Source organism: Corynebacterium macginleyi (assembly GCF_003688935.1).
Lineage (GTDB): Bacteria > Actinomycetota > Actinomycetes > Mycobacteriales > Mycobacteriaceae > Corynebacterium > Corynebacterium macginleyi.
Genome location: NZ_REGE01000004.1, coordinates 25,318 through 37,768, shown reverse-complemented (window position 1 = coordinate 37,768; position 12,451 = coordinate 25,318). Strand labels below are relative to the sequence as shown.

Sequence of the window (12,451 nt, the reverse complement as noted above, 5' to 3'; positions counted from 1 at the left end):
TTTCAACCCAGTAGACGGCAGCTGATTGGAAGGAGATCAGCGTTGGAAGCCGACCATAATGGCCGAATATGATATTGGGTAGGTCTTCTGGGGCCCGACCCCCGAAAAGTGGATACTTCGGGGGTCAGGCCCTAATGGTGACATCTACTTTGGGGAATTGCTTTAAACGCTCTACACAAGGACAACAACTCTGAAAAATAAGTTACTCTTGAATCTTTCCCTGGCGAAGCTGATCGAAAACGCTACTGGCGTAATCCTCGTCGAGGATGAAACCGTTGTCGGTTTCTTTGAGAACTCCTTCTCTGACTCGACGATCCCACCACATAATCAAGGATGCGAGCGTGTAGCCTAGTTCGTATTTCTGACCAGGAACTATGAATGATTTCCTCATGAGTTCTGGGAAATTTATTGTTTGTCCTTTTCGGCCACCGTTGGCAAATGTTTCCGAATCGTGTTGGGGCTCAATATGCTGAACAATCCAGTACACAACGTCGTAAAAGGTTCGACTTTCAGGGCTATTCTCGGTGATTACTGGATTTAAATCTCGGGTAATGAGCTCGGTGGCTTGTCTTAAGAGCTTTTCGATTCCGGGCGTTGGAGTGGCAGATATCGCCTTTCGAAGCGGTTCAGACAGTAGGCTATATAGCGCACCATTAATCCCAGTACTATCCGGATCAGTATCTTCAACCGTCTCTAGTTGGTCTGGGTAAGGGCCTAGCTTAGATAAGAATGCGTCGACCGATGTTGCGACGGGCATGATGCACCCATCGGGATCGGTATCCACGTACAATACGGCGCCTTCTGGGAAATTCGGCAAGCCGTAGTTAATAACAAAGCATTGATGCATTCCGTCTTCGCTGGCAGCGAAGAGAAGGACCTCGTCGGGAATCTCCCACTCATCCATGAGGAAGCTTGCATAGTCAATCAAATCAACATGAGCGCCATTGCTTGCCGTACCGTTACCGAAGATGTCTTGAACAACGACCTCCAAGGTATCCCCATCAGGCAGGGAAATATCTGTAAGGAAGGACTTTTCTAGGTTGAGGATGCCGCCTCCAGTTTCTGAAAGCAGCATCTTGTAATCATCAGGTAGCTTTTTCCAAGCTTGCTTTCAATTTCAAGGATGCGTTGACTGTCTGCTGGCCGTGCAGTGTATTCAAAAAGGTTGGCGTAGTTTTTCATGATTGTCCTTAACGATTCGAGGGGTTTACTCCATAAAGCATATCCACCGGTATGTCGCACATATTGGTGGAGTTTCTTTGGTATTAGTTGCATACGATTTTCATCTTCATGGTGGTGCCAAACAAGTTCATACTTCTTGCGATATTCACGATCGATTCCGAACTGAAGTGTCCCAGGTTTTGTACCGTTTGAATAGATGGGAAAATCCGGAACATGCCAGGAAAAAATTTTGACCAGGATGCAAAGGACCGCATAGTCCGTCTCGTGGAAGACCGCATCGTGGCGGAAAACATGTCAATACACCCCGCGTACCAGGCAGTACCTCCAAAGTTGGGCGTTTCATGGCACACAGCTCGTCAATGGACTTAAGCCTGCTTGTCGTGCGGGAAACATCCCAGAGCCTGTGCCTGAAGACTTGTCCGCCGAAAACACCAGGTTACGCCTCGAAAATCAAGAGCTCCGCGACACTAATGAGTTGCTGAAGGCTGCGTCAGCTTTTTCGCCTCACAACCAGGCCCCAAGCCTCGGTTTTGATCCGGTTCATCGATAAATATCGGAATCGTTTCTCTGTCGAGTTCATCTGCACTGGCGCTAAAAGAATAACCGGGCTGGTGGATTTATCACCTCGCGTGGTTATCGCTACTCCACAGGTCACAGCCCATGGGGTTAAGTGCTTGTCGCCTTTCGTGACGGTTGTGCTGGTTGAACGCATTGGTGCTGTTCATCGGGATAATGACGGTGTCTTAGGTACGAGGACAATGTCGCATGCGCTTCACCGTGGCGGAATCTGTAGGGAGTGTCTAATGCCACCGTTAAAACGCCTGTATTTATCTTTTAAAACCAGTACAATAATCATCGAACTAAAAGCAATTCCCCCGTAAAGAGCAATACTTTTCCATTCCAAAAATCCTAAGAAGCCGAGAGTCAAAGAGACGAAAAGAAAGTCTGCGATGCATGCAAGATTACTTTTCATCTCTATCTACTTCCTCATTTTGGCATACATATACTGCCGCCAACTTATGTCCTAGCGCTATAACGTTTGTAGCCGGTGGAAGCCCACTCTCCCACAGCGGCTCCGACGATTTATCGCGGGTTCTGTCCTGGGGGCAACTGTCGCGAAGCACTGGCAGCAAAAACTCGCACAGAGCATAAGCTTGAACCGGCCGGTAAAGCAAAGTCTCGAGGCGTCGTTCTATTAACGATGCCTCGAGACTTTAATCTGCGGAGACGGCGGGATTTGAACCCGCGGAGGAATAAACCTCGCCGGTTTTCAAGACCGGTGCATTCGGCCGCTCTGCCACGTCTCCATGGTGCCGAAAAGGCAACTTGGTTATTCTACTAAACGGGCCCGCGCAAATCACATCGACCCCCGAAAAAATGGACATGGCACACACCACACCTTCTCCGTTAGATTGGCGGTATGAGTGCTACACAGATGAAGGCAATCGTCCAAACTGATCCCGATACCCCACGGTCGCTAGAACTACAGGACGTAAACGTCCCTGAGCTGCGTTCTGGAGAGGTCTTGGTGAAGGTGCGGGCTGCAGGCGTCAACCGTGGCGATATTCTGCAGACGATGGGCGCGTACCCACCGCCACCGGGAGCATCGGACATCATTGGGCTGGAAGCCGCAGGCGTGATTGAGGATGCCGGCGATACGGATTGGGAAACCGGCACCAAGGTCGGCTGTTTGCTCGCGGGCGGCGGCTATGCGGAATACGTCGCGGTACCACAAGGACAGCTGCTTCCCCTGCCCACAGGATTCAGCCTGGAAGAAACCGCGGCCGTGATTGAAGTCGGCTGCACTGTGTGGTCCAACCTGGGAATCGAGGCGGGCCTGCACAAGGGCCAGCGCGTACTCATCCACGGCGGTGGCGGCGGCATCGGCACCTTTGCCATTCAGGTAGCGAAGGCACTGGGTGCGGAGGTGGCGGTTACCGCCGGATCGCAAGAAAAGCTGGATCGCTGCAGAGGTCTCGGCGCGGATATTCTCATCAACTACAAAGAGCAGGACTTCGTCGATAAACTCAAAGGCAGCTGCGATGTCATCCTGGACATCATCGGCGCAAAGTACTTGGAAAAGAACATAAAATGCTTGGCCAAGGACGGCAAACTCGTCATCATCGGCATGCAGGGCGGCACCAAGGCACATATCAACCTGGCCCCCATGCTGCCGAAGCGCCTGACCATTCAGGGCACGACGCTGCGCGCGCGTGACTTGGACAATAAGGCGGAGATCGTCGCCAGCACCATTAAGAACGTGTGGCCCATGCTGGAGGATGGCCGCGTCAAGCACGCGCTGCATGGCACGTACCCGCTTGCGGATGCCGCCCAAGCCCACGCCGCCCTCGACAGCGGCGAGGTCACTGGCACGCTGGTCCTCACGGTGTAGTTCCCGGCGCGCCTTACTTAAGCGAACTTAGGCGAGCGAAGCAACGACGCGGACGAGGTGCTCGATATCGTAGTGCGTATTAAACGGGCCTAATGCCACGGTGACGGCACCTCCAATCTCTTCCACTCCCATCTCCGTGAGCAACGGCGTTTGCGGGGCCAGTGTGGTGACTAGTCCATTATCAAAGAGGCGCTTGTACACCGTCTCTGCCGGCACGCCTTGGACCGCGAAAGTAAGGCGCGGCAAGCGATTGTCGGACGCGCCCGCTGCTGCCTCGCCAGTAATACCCAGGATGTGCACGGCGGGAAGCGTGCTCAAAAATGAGTACAGATCCGCGCACAAATCTTCGAGGTAAGCACTCAAGGCGGTCATGGACTTATGCAACCGCACCCGGCGCGATCCTTTATCCCCACCGGCCAGGGCCGCTAAGTGATCCACCAATGGCCCCACGCCGCCGGCCAAACCAGAGGAGACGGGGGTTTCTAGCTTCCGGCCGTCTTCCTTGGAATAGATGGGATTGAGGGCATCCAGTCGGCGAAGCATGCGCGTATCACGGAAGACTAAGGCGGACATCTGCGGCCCGCCGAGCAGTCCGATGTCGATGCCTACTATATCCGCGCCCAGATCATCGAAGCGGATGGGGCGGTAGGGGGCGATAGCGGAAACATCGAGAAGCGTCCAGGCACGTGAGCGCCCCCGCACCGTGTCAATGATCTCATCGACCGGAGACACCGTGCCCAAAAGCTCATGCGCGGCGGAAAAGGCGACGAGCCTGGTGGAGCCATCAACAAGCTCTGCAAACTGAAATGCCGGCAATTCGCCGGTGCCGAGATCCGGCTGCGCCCACCGGATATCGGCGCGCACTTCAGAAAAAGTGGAATACAGCGTGGGCGGATCCAGCTTGGACAGCACCACCGAGGAGTTGCTGCCTAATAGCGGGCCTGCCGCGTGCGCCAAAGATTGGTACAGCACAGGCAAGGATGGCCCAAGAACCACGCGGTCTGCCTTGGAACCGGTGAGATCTGCAATAGCCATGCGCGCTGCCGCGTAGTTTCCATCGCCTGCCAACCGGCCCGGGTCCGGGGCCGCCGAGTGGGCGCCACCTGGGCCTTCTTGCGTGGCTATAGCCGCCGCCATCCGGAAGGACCGAGCTACGCCGGAGGTCACGCGCTCCGAAATTTGGGGCACCGCGTGCGCATTGAGGTACGTCCAGCCATCAGATAGCCCGGTGTACAAACCTCGCGCACTAAAGACGTCATAGTGTGCCGAAGCTGCTGGCATTAGGTCCCCCTCTTCATCGCACTGCACAACTGCCACCACGTGGCTGTCGATTCCCTACTGTATACGCGTTTGGCTTCAGTTTCCCAAATCTGAATTTTCCCTAGGCTTGACTGTTTTCGCAGGCTAGCGGCGTGTAGTTCCCGTTTGCCCAGCACGCGCGCTAGGGTGTTGGGCGTGCAAGATAACAATCAACTGCGCGCTGATATCGCCCGCATGACCTCCCGGCCAGAAGGCGAGGCTTTCCCAGCGTCCCAGTCTATGACCCTCAAGGCTGCTTTCGCAGACCTTATGCGGGGCGCACAGCAGCGTGAGCTGTGGTTCAAGCTGGGCCTACAAGATATCAAGCAGCGCTACCGCCGCTCCTTCCTTGGCCCGTTTTGGATCACCATCGCCACCGGCGTGATGGCGCTTGCCCTGGGCCTGCTGTATTCAATGCTGTTCCAGATTCCGGTCGCAGAATTCCTTCCTCACGTCACCGTGGGCCTTATTATGTGGACCTTTATCTCAGGTTGCATCAAGGAAGGCGCCACCGTCTTCATTGATAATGAGGGATTGATTAAACAGCTTCCCGCCCCGCTTTCGGTACACGTGTACCGGCTGGTGTGGCGCCACACGCTGTTTTTAGGCCATAACCTCATCATCTGGCTCTTGCTCATTATCATCTTCCCACGCAACCTGGGCTGGGAATTCTTCCTCTTTATCCCCGGGCTGCTGCTTTTGCTCGTTAATGGCGTATGGGTCACCATGTTCTTTGGCATCATCGCCACGCGCTTTCGCGATGTCGCCCCACTGCTCGAGGCCCTGACGCAGCTATTGTTCTACATCACCCCAATTGTTTGGATGACCACTACCCTCAAAGACCAAGGCGGTGCGGTGGCAGACCGCGCTCGCATCGCGGAAATCAACCCGCTCTATCACTACTTGGAAATCGTGCGCGCCCCAATGATTGGTGAGCCCGTTGCCTCCTACCATTGGTGGATAGTCATCGGCTGCACCGTAATCGGCTTGTTCATCGCCGGGCTAGTCATGCGCAAGTGGCGCTTCCGCGTGAGCTACTGGGTATAGCTTCCCTTCCTTTACTTCCACTCCACCATGAGGCTCGTTGAAAGGATAAAAACTGATGGTCTCAATTGATACGTATAACGCGTGCGTGGACTTTCCCATCTTTGATGCCAAATCCCGCTCCCTGAAAAAGGCCATGCTTTCTACTGCGGGCGGTGCCATTGGGAAAAATGACCACAACACCGTGGTGGTCGAGGCGCTGCGGGATATTAACCTGCATTTGCGCGAAGGTGATCGCGTCGGGCTCGTCGGCCACAATGGCGCCGGCAAATCCACGCTGTTGCGCCTGCTCTCCGGTATCTACGAGCCCACGCGCGGTACCGCCGATGTCCGCGGGCGCGTCGCGCCCGTCTTTGACTTGGGCGTGGGCATGGACCCAGAGGTATCCGGCTACGACAACATCATCATCCGCGGGCTGTTTTTGGGCCAGTCCATCAAGCAGATGAAGAAAAAGATGGATGAAATCGCAGAGTTCTCCGAGTTGGGGGATTACTTATCGATGCCCCTGCGCACCTACTCCACCGGTATGCGCGTGCGCCTGGCACTCGGCGTGGTGACCTCCATCAAGCCGGAAATCCTGCTGTTAGATGAGGGCATCGGCGCTGTCGATGCCGCCTTCATGGCCAAGGCCCGCGTGCGCCTGCAAGAGCTGGTCAAGCGCTCCGGCATCTTGGTCTTTGCCTCCCACTCCAATGATTTTTTGGCGCAGCTGTGCAACACCGCACTGTGGATCGATCATGGCGAAATCCGCTCCGTGGGCGAGGTATCTGAAGTCGTGGGCCAGTACGAGGGCCCAGAAGTAGGCGAATACGTGCGCGATCTGCGCGAGCGTTTTGAGCGCGAAGACGCTGCCGAGTAGAAGCTAGCACAGCATCCCCAGCAGCTGCTGGCTCAGCCCGGAGACCTCCACGCACAGGTCATCCGGGCGTTTATAGTTATAAGCCGCCACGCGCGCCGTCACGTGCCGCTGCGAACTTTTCTGTGGCCCCGCCTTTTCTTCCCCTTCAGAAACCACCTGGTAGCCCAGCTTCTGGCTCACCCGCGCCGAGGCCTCATTGTGCGCCACCCAGCTCGTGCTCATCGTCTGCGCGCCTAGGTAATCGAGGCCAAAGGCCACAACCGCGTGCCGGATGAGCGTGCCCACCCCTTGGCCTTGGAAGCGGTGAAAGACCCAGGAACCGGTCGCAATTTCTCGCGTTCTAGCGAAGTCCTCCGCCCGCGCATCGATAGTGCCCAGGATTTCCCCGGAATGCGCCTCGCGCACGATGAAATCCAAAGACCACTTTTCTGGGCGCAGCTGCGCCCGGTTAGTCCACCGGAACTGGGCCGCCGCCGCAGCCGTATTCATCCTGGGATTGAATAACCACGGAAAAGCGTAATCTGGAATGTCTGCGCCGTAGATATCCTCTGGCGCCACGCCGGCGATCCCCGCAATATTCTCATCACGCATAACGCGCAGTTCCACGCCAGGGTGGGTAGCATCGCTCGCGCGTATCGTCAGCCCGAACGGTGGCCACATGCTTTCCATAGGCAGCCAGCTTAGCCCACGCGGAGTGTTTATCCGCGGCAGATCCATCCCCCGGTGGCAAGATGGAACGCATGACTGCCTCCCTTGATCCCACCGGTACCACCGCTGCCGTCATTGTCACCCACCAGCGCGCGGAATTGCTGCGCGCCTCGCTTGAAAAGGTAGTCAACCAAACCCACCCCGTGCAGTGGGTCATCGTGGTGGATAATGGCGCCGAGGATGCGGTCCGTGACGTGGTGGAATCCCTGGCAGGCGACCGCGCGGTCTACGTGCCGTCCAAGACCAACCTGGGTGGTGCGGGCGGTTTCGCCCTCGGTTTTCTCACCGCGCTATCGCTGGGTGCCGATGCCGTGTGGTGCGCCGATGATGATGGCCGCCCCGCCGATTACGGCGTATTAGAAGAGCTCTACCGCGTGGCGGAAAATAATAACCTGCACGAGGTCTCACCTGCCGTGTGCAATATCAACGATCCCGGCCGCTTGGCCTTCCCGCTGCGCCAAGGGCTGGTGTGGCGCCGCCGCATGGAAGAGCTAGAAGGAGACTTCCTGCCTGGGATTGCCTCTTTGTTTAATGGCGCCCTGATTTCCGCCGCGGCGATGCAGACCATCGGAGTGCCGGATTATCGCCTCTTCATCCGCGGCGATGAGGTGGAATACCACCGCCGCCTGGTCAATTCCGGCTTGTCCTTCGGCACCGCCTTGACCACCAGCTACCTGCACCCGGATGGCTCGGATGAATTCAAGCCCATCCTGGGCGGCAAGATGCATACCCAGTACCCGGAGGGCGAGTTCAAGCGCTATTTCACCTACCGCAATCGCGGCTACCTGCTGTGGCAGCGCGGCATGCGCAAGCTGTTACCCCAGGAATTTGCCCGCTTTGGCTGGTTCTTCTTGGTCCAGCGCCACGATCCGGCCGGCTTCCTGGAGTGGCTCAAGCTACACAACCGCGGGCGCCGCGAGGATTTCCGCCGCCCTGGCACTAGTTCCTAAGGCGTCGAGGGCCTACTTCTCCTTAAAGATAAAAACCCGCTGGATGGCAAAGTTGGTCACCGTCGCCACGCCTTGGGCGATGATAAAAGCGATAGTGTCTTTAACCGCGCCTTCAAAGCCTAAGGAAATCAGCGGCTCATTGAGCACCCAGTACAAGAAATTCTGCACGGCAAAGGTGGTTACGTATAACACGCCCACCGTCGCGGCCGTGCGGCCGGAAACCTTCGCACCAAAGGTCCAGCGCGCATTAGCCAGATAGGCAGCGATGGTGCCAAAAACCCAACCAATCGCCTTCGCCCCAGAGCGGTGCAGACCTATGTGGGTCAGTAACAGCGTTAACCCGTAGTCAATAACGGCGGCAAAGACACCTACCGCAATAAATCGCACCAGCTGCTGCTTCAATGAGCTGGAGGGGCGCTTTACTTCTGCAGCATCTTCAAGTGGATTAGTCACAGGCAGTTAGCTTACCCGCGTAGCAGCGCGCGGTACATGTCTAGGCGGTACACCGGCGCGGCGGCGTCCTGGCCGTAGGCACCAATCTGGGATAGCTGGTCCAAGGAGGCATCGCACAACGCGCGTATCTCCGCGCCTTTCAAGGTGTTGCCATCATCGTTGACCCAGCCCAAGGCATCCATGGTGGTTTCCACCACGGAATCGGTCAGCTCGTCACCACCCATGCAAGATAGCGCCAGGGCCATGGACCAAAAAGCATCTTTGCCCTCGTTAGTGACCTCGCACGGCAGGCTGGCCAGCGCCTCTGCGGTGGCCGGCGGCAGGTCATTTCCGCGGTTTAAGTCCATGGCTTGTAAGAGGGGAACAAAATCGTAGAGCTTCGTGCGCTCAATCAGCGCCCTTATCTGTGGTTTAATCTGTGCCAGGACTTCATCGGTGATCTTTTCACCGGTCAATTCTCGGTTGACCGAGGTAAGTTCAAAGGGCGCAAAGAGGTTGCCCGAGCCACCCACGCACAGCGCACTGGGGGTGCCATTATCGCGGGGATAGATTTCAGCGACCACCAGCTCAAAGTCCCAGAGGCCCCAGACAAAATCGATCTGGTCACCTTCGCGCCAGAGAAATTCGGAAGCCTGGCGCTCTGGATCAAGGCGCGAGCCGCGGCCATCGGTGTGCTCATAAAAGTGCCATGGGGACTTTTCATCCGGCAGACCAAAACAAATGTGCAATACTTTCTGCAGCTCATGCAAGGTAAGTGCATCGCTAAAACCGATTTGGCGGTGGACTTCCCCATCCGCGCGAATATTGGCGGCTTGGCAGATGACGGTGAGTGGTTCCCGCTTTAAAGATAGCAGCGGGTCGGCACGGCGAGTCCGTGCTTGTGCAATATCAGTGACCCCTGCGTTCATGGGCCCCACCATACGCAAATTTTAAGAAGCCAGTTTTCTATATAGCGCGCTTCTAGCTCGCTGAGGATGAACGTCACGGCCGCTCCGGTCGCGCCCCGCAGCATCCATGGACGCTTAATGCCGCGCCTGCGTAGGAAAAACACCAGCGTGCGGGACACGGCGACATCGACCGATAAAGCGAAGCCTAAAGTATCCATTATCCGGGGAGAAGAGCCATGAAACATTCTTGCAGGACTGACCGGAACGATGTCATGGAATCAAATAACGTCACGCCCTAAGGAAGGCCCTGTCATTACTCGGTAGCGGCGTAGATTGCCACACGTCGGCCTTTAGCAAAAAACTTTCCTTACGGAGGGATATGGTCAACGAAACCTGATAAACTCACCTACTAGATATCTACTTCTACGAAAGGAAGTGCAATGCTAGCAGTACTGGGTCTAATTGGAATTGGTATATTAGGCGGGGCAGTTGGCTCGTGGTTAAGATCTTTTAGAAAACGGATAATTATCATCCAGCCTAGTGAGCCCATAGTTAGTCGGCACTCGGCCGAGAAGTCCGAAGGTGATGTAGCTTAATTCCGCCGAAAGTTGCTGCGCTTCAGCATTTCGGTGCGGCCGAGAACGAAGGAAAAATGAATATTCTACTAGAGTCCAATAATTTGCGGTATAGTCCCACGAACAAGCTCGCCCTGAGATACCCGGACTTCGTGGTTAACCGCGGGGATACTGTCGCTATTGAAGGCCCGAATGGCTCGGGCAAAACCACTCTACTGTTTTTGATCGCAGGACTATACCCTGCCGATTCGAACGGTTCCTTGAAGTTTACGGACCCTGCCGCGGGTACACATCGTTTAAATCGGGCTAAGTGTGGGCTGTCTCTTCCCGGCGTGGCTGACAATCCCAGTCTTAGCGGTAAGGCGGTAATCCGCAGTTCAATTAAGCTTGCAGGACGTGAGGAGTCAGAGGCACGAAAGGTGCTGGATGGTTCAGGTATTGAACAGTTCTGGCATCAGCGGTTCGGGCGCTGCTCTACCGGACAGAAATTGCGGTTGATGCTTGCTCAAGCATTCCTATCTACCGGGCCACTAGTTCTACTGGATGAACCCACCAACGGTTTAGATAAAGAAGGCGTTCGGTGGCTTCAGGAACAAATAGACGCCGCGAGTGATGCAGGACGTGCAGTTTTAGCCACAAAGCATGACGACCAGCTTCGCTTTAATAAAAAGATTCTCGTAGGAGGAGGCAAGTAATGCTCAGGGCGGTTAGGTTCTTGCTGGGACGTTTATTTGGCGATAGAGTGCTGAGGCTGACCACCTTAAGCCTGTTCACATTTTTTCTCTTAATTTACTTGTTCCAACTTATAGTTTCTTTAGGTTTGGACGGAGAAGATAATTTTACTGATACCGTGGCTGGTTATGTGCAGTCGTTTGGTGGGCGAACGGCCTATGTTTTGTCGGCGATTGTGTGCGCGTTAGCTGCGGCTCGACTTTTATCTTTCTCGCAGAACGTGATACTTTTCGCGCAAGGTACATCTGCTGCGAAAATTTGGGTCGCTAACATTATTTCGGCCCTGGTTTTATCTGCAGTTGTGGCGCTGTTCTATATCCTTTTACAGTTTGCCGTATTGGCATTATTCGTTCAATTTAACGGACTGCCAAGTTCGGAGCTAAACTACTTCGGTTACGGCCTAAGATCTTTTGTTGTACTGTTCTTATGGGGCCTTATTGGTTTTGGTTTGTCATATATTCTGCGAAACCAGGCTGTAACAATTGTGTTTTTACTAGTCTTTGGCTTCATTCTCGAACCCATCGTCACAGCTATACTCAACGAGTCTGACTCTTTCTCTAGTTGGGTCGCCTATTTGCCGGGAAGTCTCAATTGGGCGTTGTCATGGCCTGCAGACGAAGGCGCTGCACAAGGAGCCACTACATCGACGAACGCTTGGCAGTCAGCATTAGGTTTGACAATGTACGCCGTGACTGGTTGGTTGGCGGCATTTGTCATCAGCTTCCGATCCGGTGGAAACCTGCTAAAGCGTTAGCGCGTGCGAAAGCTCGATAGAGTTGCCTCTATTAGACGCCTAATCGTCGGACCAAGGGGAATGTTGCACCTTGCTCGTCACGATCGGCAGACTTCAACCGCAGAGTAACTATGTCACGCTCATGGCGAACTGAAGTGCTTCGAGTTTTGTTGCCAGGCTTGTGCATTGGTTTCTATTATTCCCTGTGTCGGGTTCTGTTTTCGAAAATCGGTTTCCACCCCGAGAACATCATTTCACCTGCACGTATGGATCAGCTCATTCCTGTGACGGTTTGTCAAAGTTCTTAGCTCGAGCGTGACAAGTTGTTTATGTGCGGGTGGGGTTTATAGGTATATGGCTAAACCGTCAGCAAAGGCCACGGCCATGTGGTTGACGGCTTGTTTCCGACCAGATACCGGTGCTCCTTTAATGAGTCTGCTGGCCGTAGCCGCGGCTCGTTTGCCTTGTTTTGCCCGTTTGATAGAAACCTGACCCCTGTTTGAATTTGATCCAGTCCGGTTAGGAGGTAACGATGCCCTGCGCGGCCGCTAGGGTGATCCGGGAAGCCAAGGTGTCATCGAGGTCGTAATAATCATCGGATCTTTCTGCCGCCTCATGATTGTTAGTCATAGCGACG

Annotated in this window: 13 protein-coding genes, 1 tRNA gene and 1 pseudogene; 7 read left to right on the top strand and 8 right to left on the bottom strand. The window is 55.1% G+C overall.

The window, feature by feature from the left end; genetic code table 11:
* Window positions 1–202: 202 nt before the first annotated feature.
* A pseudogene (locus D9V82_RS04410) lies at window positions 203–1,084 on the bottom strand (SMI1/KNR4 family protein); the annotation flags it as partial.
* Entirely contained in the window at window positions 1,036–1,338 is a 303-nt protein-coding gene (locus D9V82_RS13095; RefSeq protein WP_420826868.1) for an HNH endonuclease, read from the bottom strand. The pseudogene D9V82_RS04410 and the gene D9V82_RS13095, both read right to left, overlap by 49 nt.
* Before the next feature lie 57 nt (window positions 1,339–1,395).
* Here D9V82_RS13095 and D9V82_RS12390 point away from each other — a divergent pair, with 57 nt between their 5' ends.
* Window positions 1,396–1,551 (top strand): hypothetical protein, encoded by a 156-nt coding sequence (locus tag D9V82_RS12390; protein ID WP_200439105.1) that lies wholly within the window; start codon window positions 1,396–1,398, stop codon window positions 1,549–1,551.
* An 853-nt stretch (window positions 1,552–2,404) separates the two neighbouring features.
* Here D9V82_RS12390 and D9V82_RS04400 read toward each other — a convergent pair.
* Window positions 2,405–2,489 (bottom strand) — tRNA-Ser (locus D9V82_RS04400).
* A 128-nt stretch (window positions 2,490–2,617) separates the two neighbouring features.
* On the opposite strand from D9V82_RS04400, the gene D9V82_RS04395 reads away from it, so the two are divergent.
* The gene (locus tag D9V82_RS04395) at window positions 2,618–3,574 is read left to right on the top strand and encodes an NAD(P)H-quinone oxidoreductase (protein ID WP_121911177.1); all 957 of its coding nucleotides are present in this window, start codon (window positions 2,618–2,620) and stop codon (window positions 3,572–3,574) included.
* Window positions 3,575–3,601: 27 nt separating this feature from the next.
* Here the strand turns inward: D9V82_RS04395 and D9V82_RS04390 are convergent, their stop codons facing one another.
* Window positions 3,602–4,855: an aminotransferase class V-fold PLP-dependent enzyme gene (locus D9V82_RS04390; protein WP_121911176.1), complete on the bottom strand. Its 1,254-nt coding sequence runs from the start codon at window positions 4,853–4,855 to the stop codon at window positions 3,602–3,604.
* Between the two features lie 213 nt (window positions 4,856–5,068).
* Between D9V82_RS04390 and wzm the strand changes: the two genes are divergently transcribed.
* Both wzm and wzt read left to right on the top strand, forming a co-directional pair.
* The gene (gene wzm / locus D9V82_RS04385; RefSeq protein WP_121911329.1) at window positions 5,069–5,920 is read left to right on the top strand and encodes a galactan export ABC transporter permease subunit Wzm/RfbD; all 852 of its coding nucleotides are present in this window, start codon (window positions 5,069–5,071) and stop codon (window positions 5,918–5,920) included.
* A gap of 55 nt (window positions 5,921–5,975) precedes the next feature.
* A complete protein-coding gene (wzt, locus tag D9V82_RS04380; RefSeq protein ID WP_121911175.1) occupies window positions 5,976–6,776 on the top strand; it encodes a galactan export ABC transporter ATP-binding subunit Wzt/RfbE in 801 nt (266 codons plus the stop codon).
* A gap of 3 nt (window positions 6,777–6,779) precedes the next feature.
* On the opposite strand, the gene D9V82_RS04375 is transcribed toward wzt, so the two are convergent.
* Window positions 6,780–7,445, bottom strand: a complete 666-nt coding sequence (locus tag D9V82_RS04375; protein WP_121911174.1) for a GNAT family N-acetyltransferase — start codon at window positions 7,443–7,445, stop codon at window positions 6,780–6,782.
* Between the two features lie 62 nt (window positions 7,446–7,507).
* On the opposite strand from D9V82_RS04375, the gene glfT1 reads away from it, so the two are divergent.
* Entirely contained in the window at window positions 7,508–8,434 is a 927-nt protein-coding gene (gene glfT1 / locus D9V82_RS04370) for a galactofuranosyltransferase GlfT1 (protein ID WP_200441607.1), read from the top strand.
* 12 nt (window positions 8,435–8,446) lie between these two features.
* On the opposite strand, the gene D9V82_RS04365 is transcribed toward glfT1, so the two are convergent.
* From D9V82_RS04365 to D9V82_RS04355, 3 genes are read right to left on the bottom strand one after another with little or no spacing between them, the layout of a single operon-like run.
* Complete coding sequence (locus tag D9V82_RS04365; RefSeq protein WP_183122518.1) at window positions 8,447–8,887, bottom strand: GtrA family protein; 441 nt, start codon at window positions 8,885–8,887, stop codon at window positions 8,447–8,449.
* A gap of 11 nt (window positions 8,888–8,898) precedes the next feature.
* The gene (locus D9V82_RS04360; protein WP_121911172.1) at window positions 8,899–9,807 is read right to left on the bottom strand and encodes a hypothetical protein; all 909 of its coding nucleotides are present in this window, start codon (window positions 9,805–9,807) and stop codon (window positions 8,899–8,901) included.
* On the bottom strand, window positions 9,792–9,992 hold the full coding sequence (locus tag D9V82_RS04355; protein WP_121911171.1) for a hypothetical protein: 201 nt from the start codon (window positions 9,990–9,992) through the stop codon (window positions 9,792–9,794). Before D9V82_RS04355 ends, D9V82_RS04360 begins: the two co-directional genes overlap by 16 nt.
* 434 nt (window positions 9,993–10,426) lie before the next feature.
* Here D9V82_RS04355 and D9V82_RS04350 point away from each other — a divergent pair, with 434 nt between their 5' ends.
* Together D9V82_RS04350 and D9V82_RS04345 are read left to right on the top strand one after the other, a co-directional pair.
* Entirely contained in the window at window positions 10,427–11,044 is a 618-nt protein-coding gene (locus D9V82_RS04350) for an ABC transporter ATP-binding protein (RefSeq protein ID WP_121911170.1), read from the top strand.
* Window positions 11,044–11,835 carry a hypothetical protein gene (locus D9V82_RS04345; RefSeq protein ID WP_121911169.1) on the top strand — a complete coding sequence of 264 codons (792 nt, stop codon included), beginning with the start codon at window positions 11,044–11,046 and terminating at the stop codon, window positions 11,833–11,835. Before D9V82_RS04350 ends, D9V82_RS04345 begins: the two co-directional genes overlap by 1 nt.
* Window positions 11,836–12,451 lie beyond the last annotated feature (616 nt).

Excerpts from the sequence above, each read along its gene's own strand:
- D9V82_RS04345 (WP_121911169.1), top strand. The coding sequence starts at position 11,044 with ATGCTCAGGGCGGTTAGGTTCTTGCTGGGACGTTTATTTGGCGATAGA.
- D9V82_RS04355 (WP_121911171.1), bottom strand. The coding sequence starts at position 9,992 with ATGGATACTTTAGGCTTCGCTTTATCGGTCGATGTCGCCGTGTCCCGC.
- D9V82_RS04375 (WP_121911174.1), bottom strand. The coding sequence starts at position 7,445 with ATGGAAAGCATGTGGCCACCGTTCGGGCTGACGATACGCGCGAGCGAT.
- D9V82_RS12390 (WP_200439105.1), top strand. The coding sequence starts at position 1,396 with ATGCCAGGAAAAAATTTTGACCAGGATGCAAAGGACCGCATAGTCCGT.
- D9V82_RS04350 (WP_121911170.1), top strand. The coding sequence starts at position 10,427 with ATGAATATTCTACTAGAGTCCAATAATTTGCGGTATAGTCCCACGAAC.
- D9V82_RS04395 (WP_121911177.1), top strand. The coding sequence starts at position 2,618 with ATGAAGGCAATCGTCCAAACTGATCCCGATACCCCACGGTCGCTAGAA.
- wzt (WP_121911175.1), top strand. The coding sequence starts at position 5,976 with ATGGTCTCAATTGATACGTATAACGCGTGCGTGGACTTTCCCATCTTT.
- glfT1 (WP_200441607.1), top strand. The coding sequence starts at position 7,508 with ATGGAACGCATGACTGCCTCCCTTGATCCCACCGGTACCACCGCTGCC.
- wzm (WP_121911329.1), top strand. The coding sequence starts at position 5,069 with ATGACCTCCCGGCCAGAAGGCGAGGCTTTCCCAGCGTCCCAGTCTATG.
- D9V82_RS04360 (WP_121911172.1), bottom strand. The coding sequence starts at position 9,807 with ATGGTGGGGCCCATGAACGCAGGGGTCACTGATATTGCACAAGCACGG.
- D9V82_RS04390 (WP_121911176.1), bottom strand. The coding sequence starts at position 4,855 with ATGCCAGCAGCTTCGGCACACTATGACGTCTTTAGTGCGCGAGGTTTG.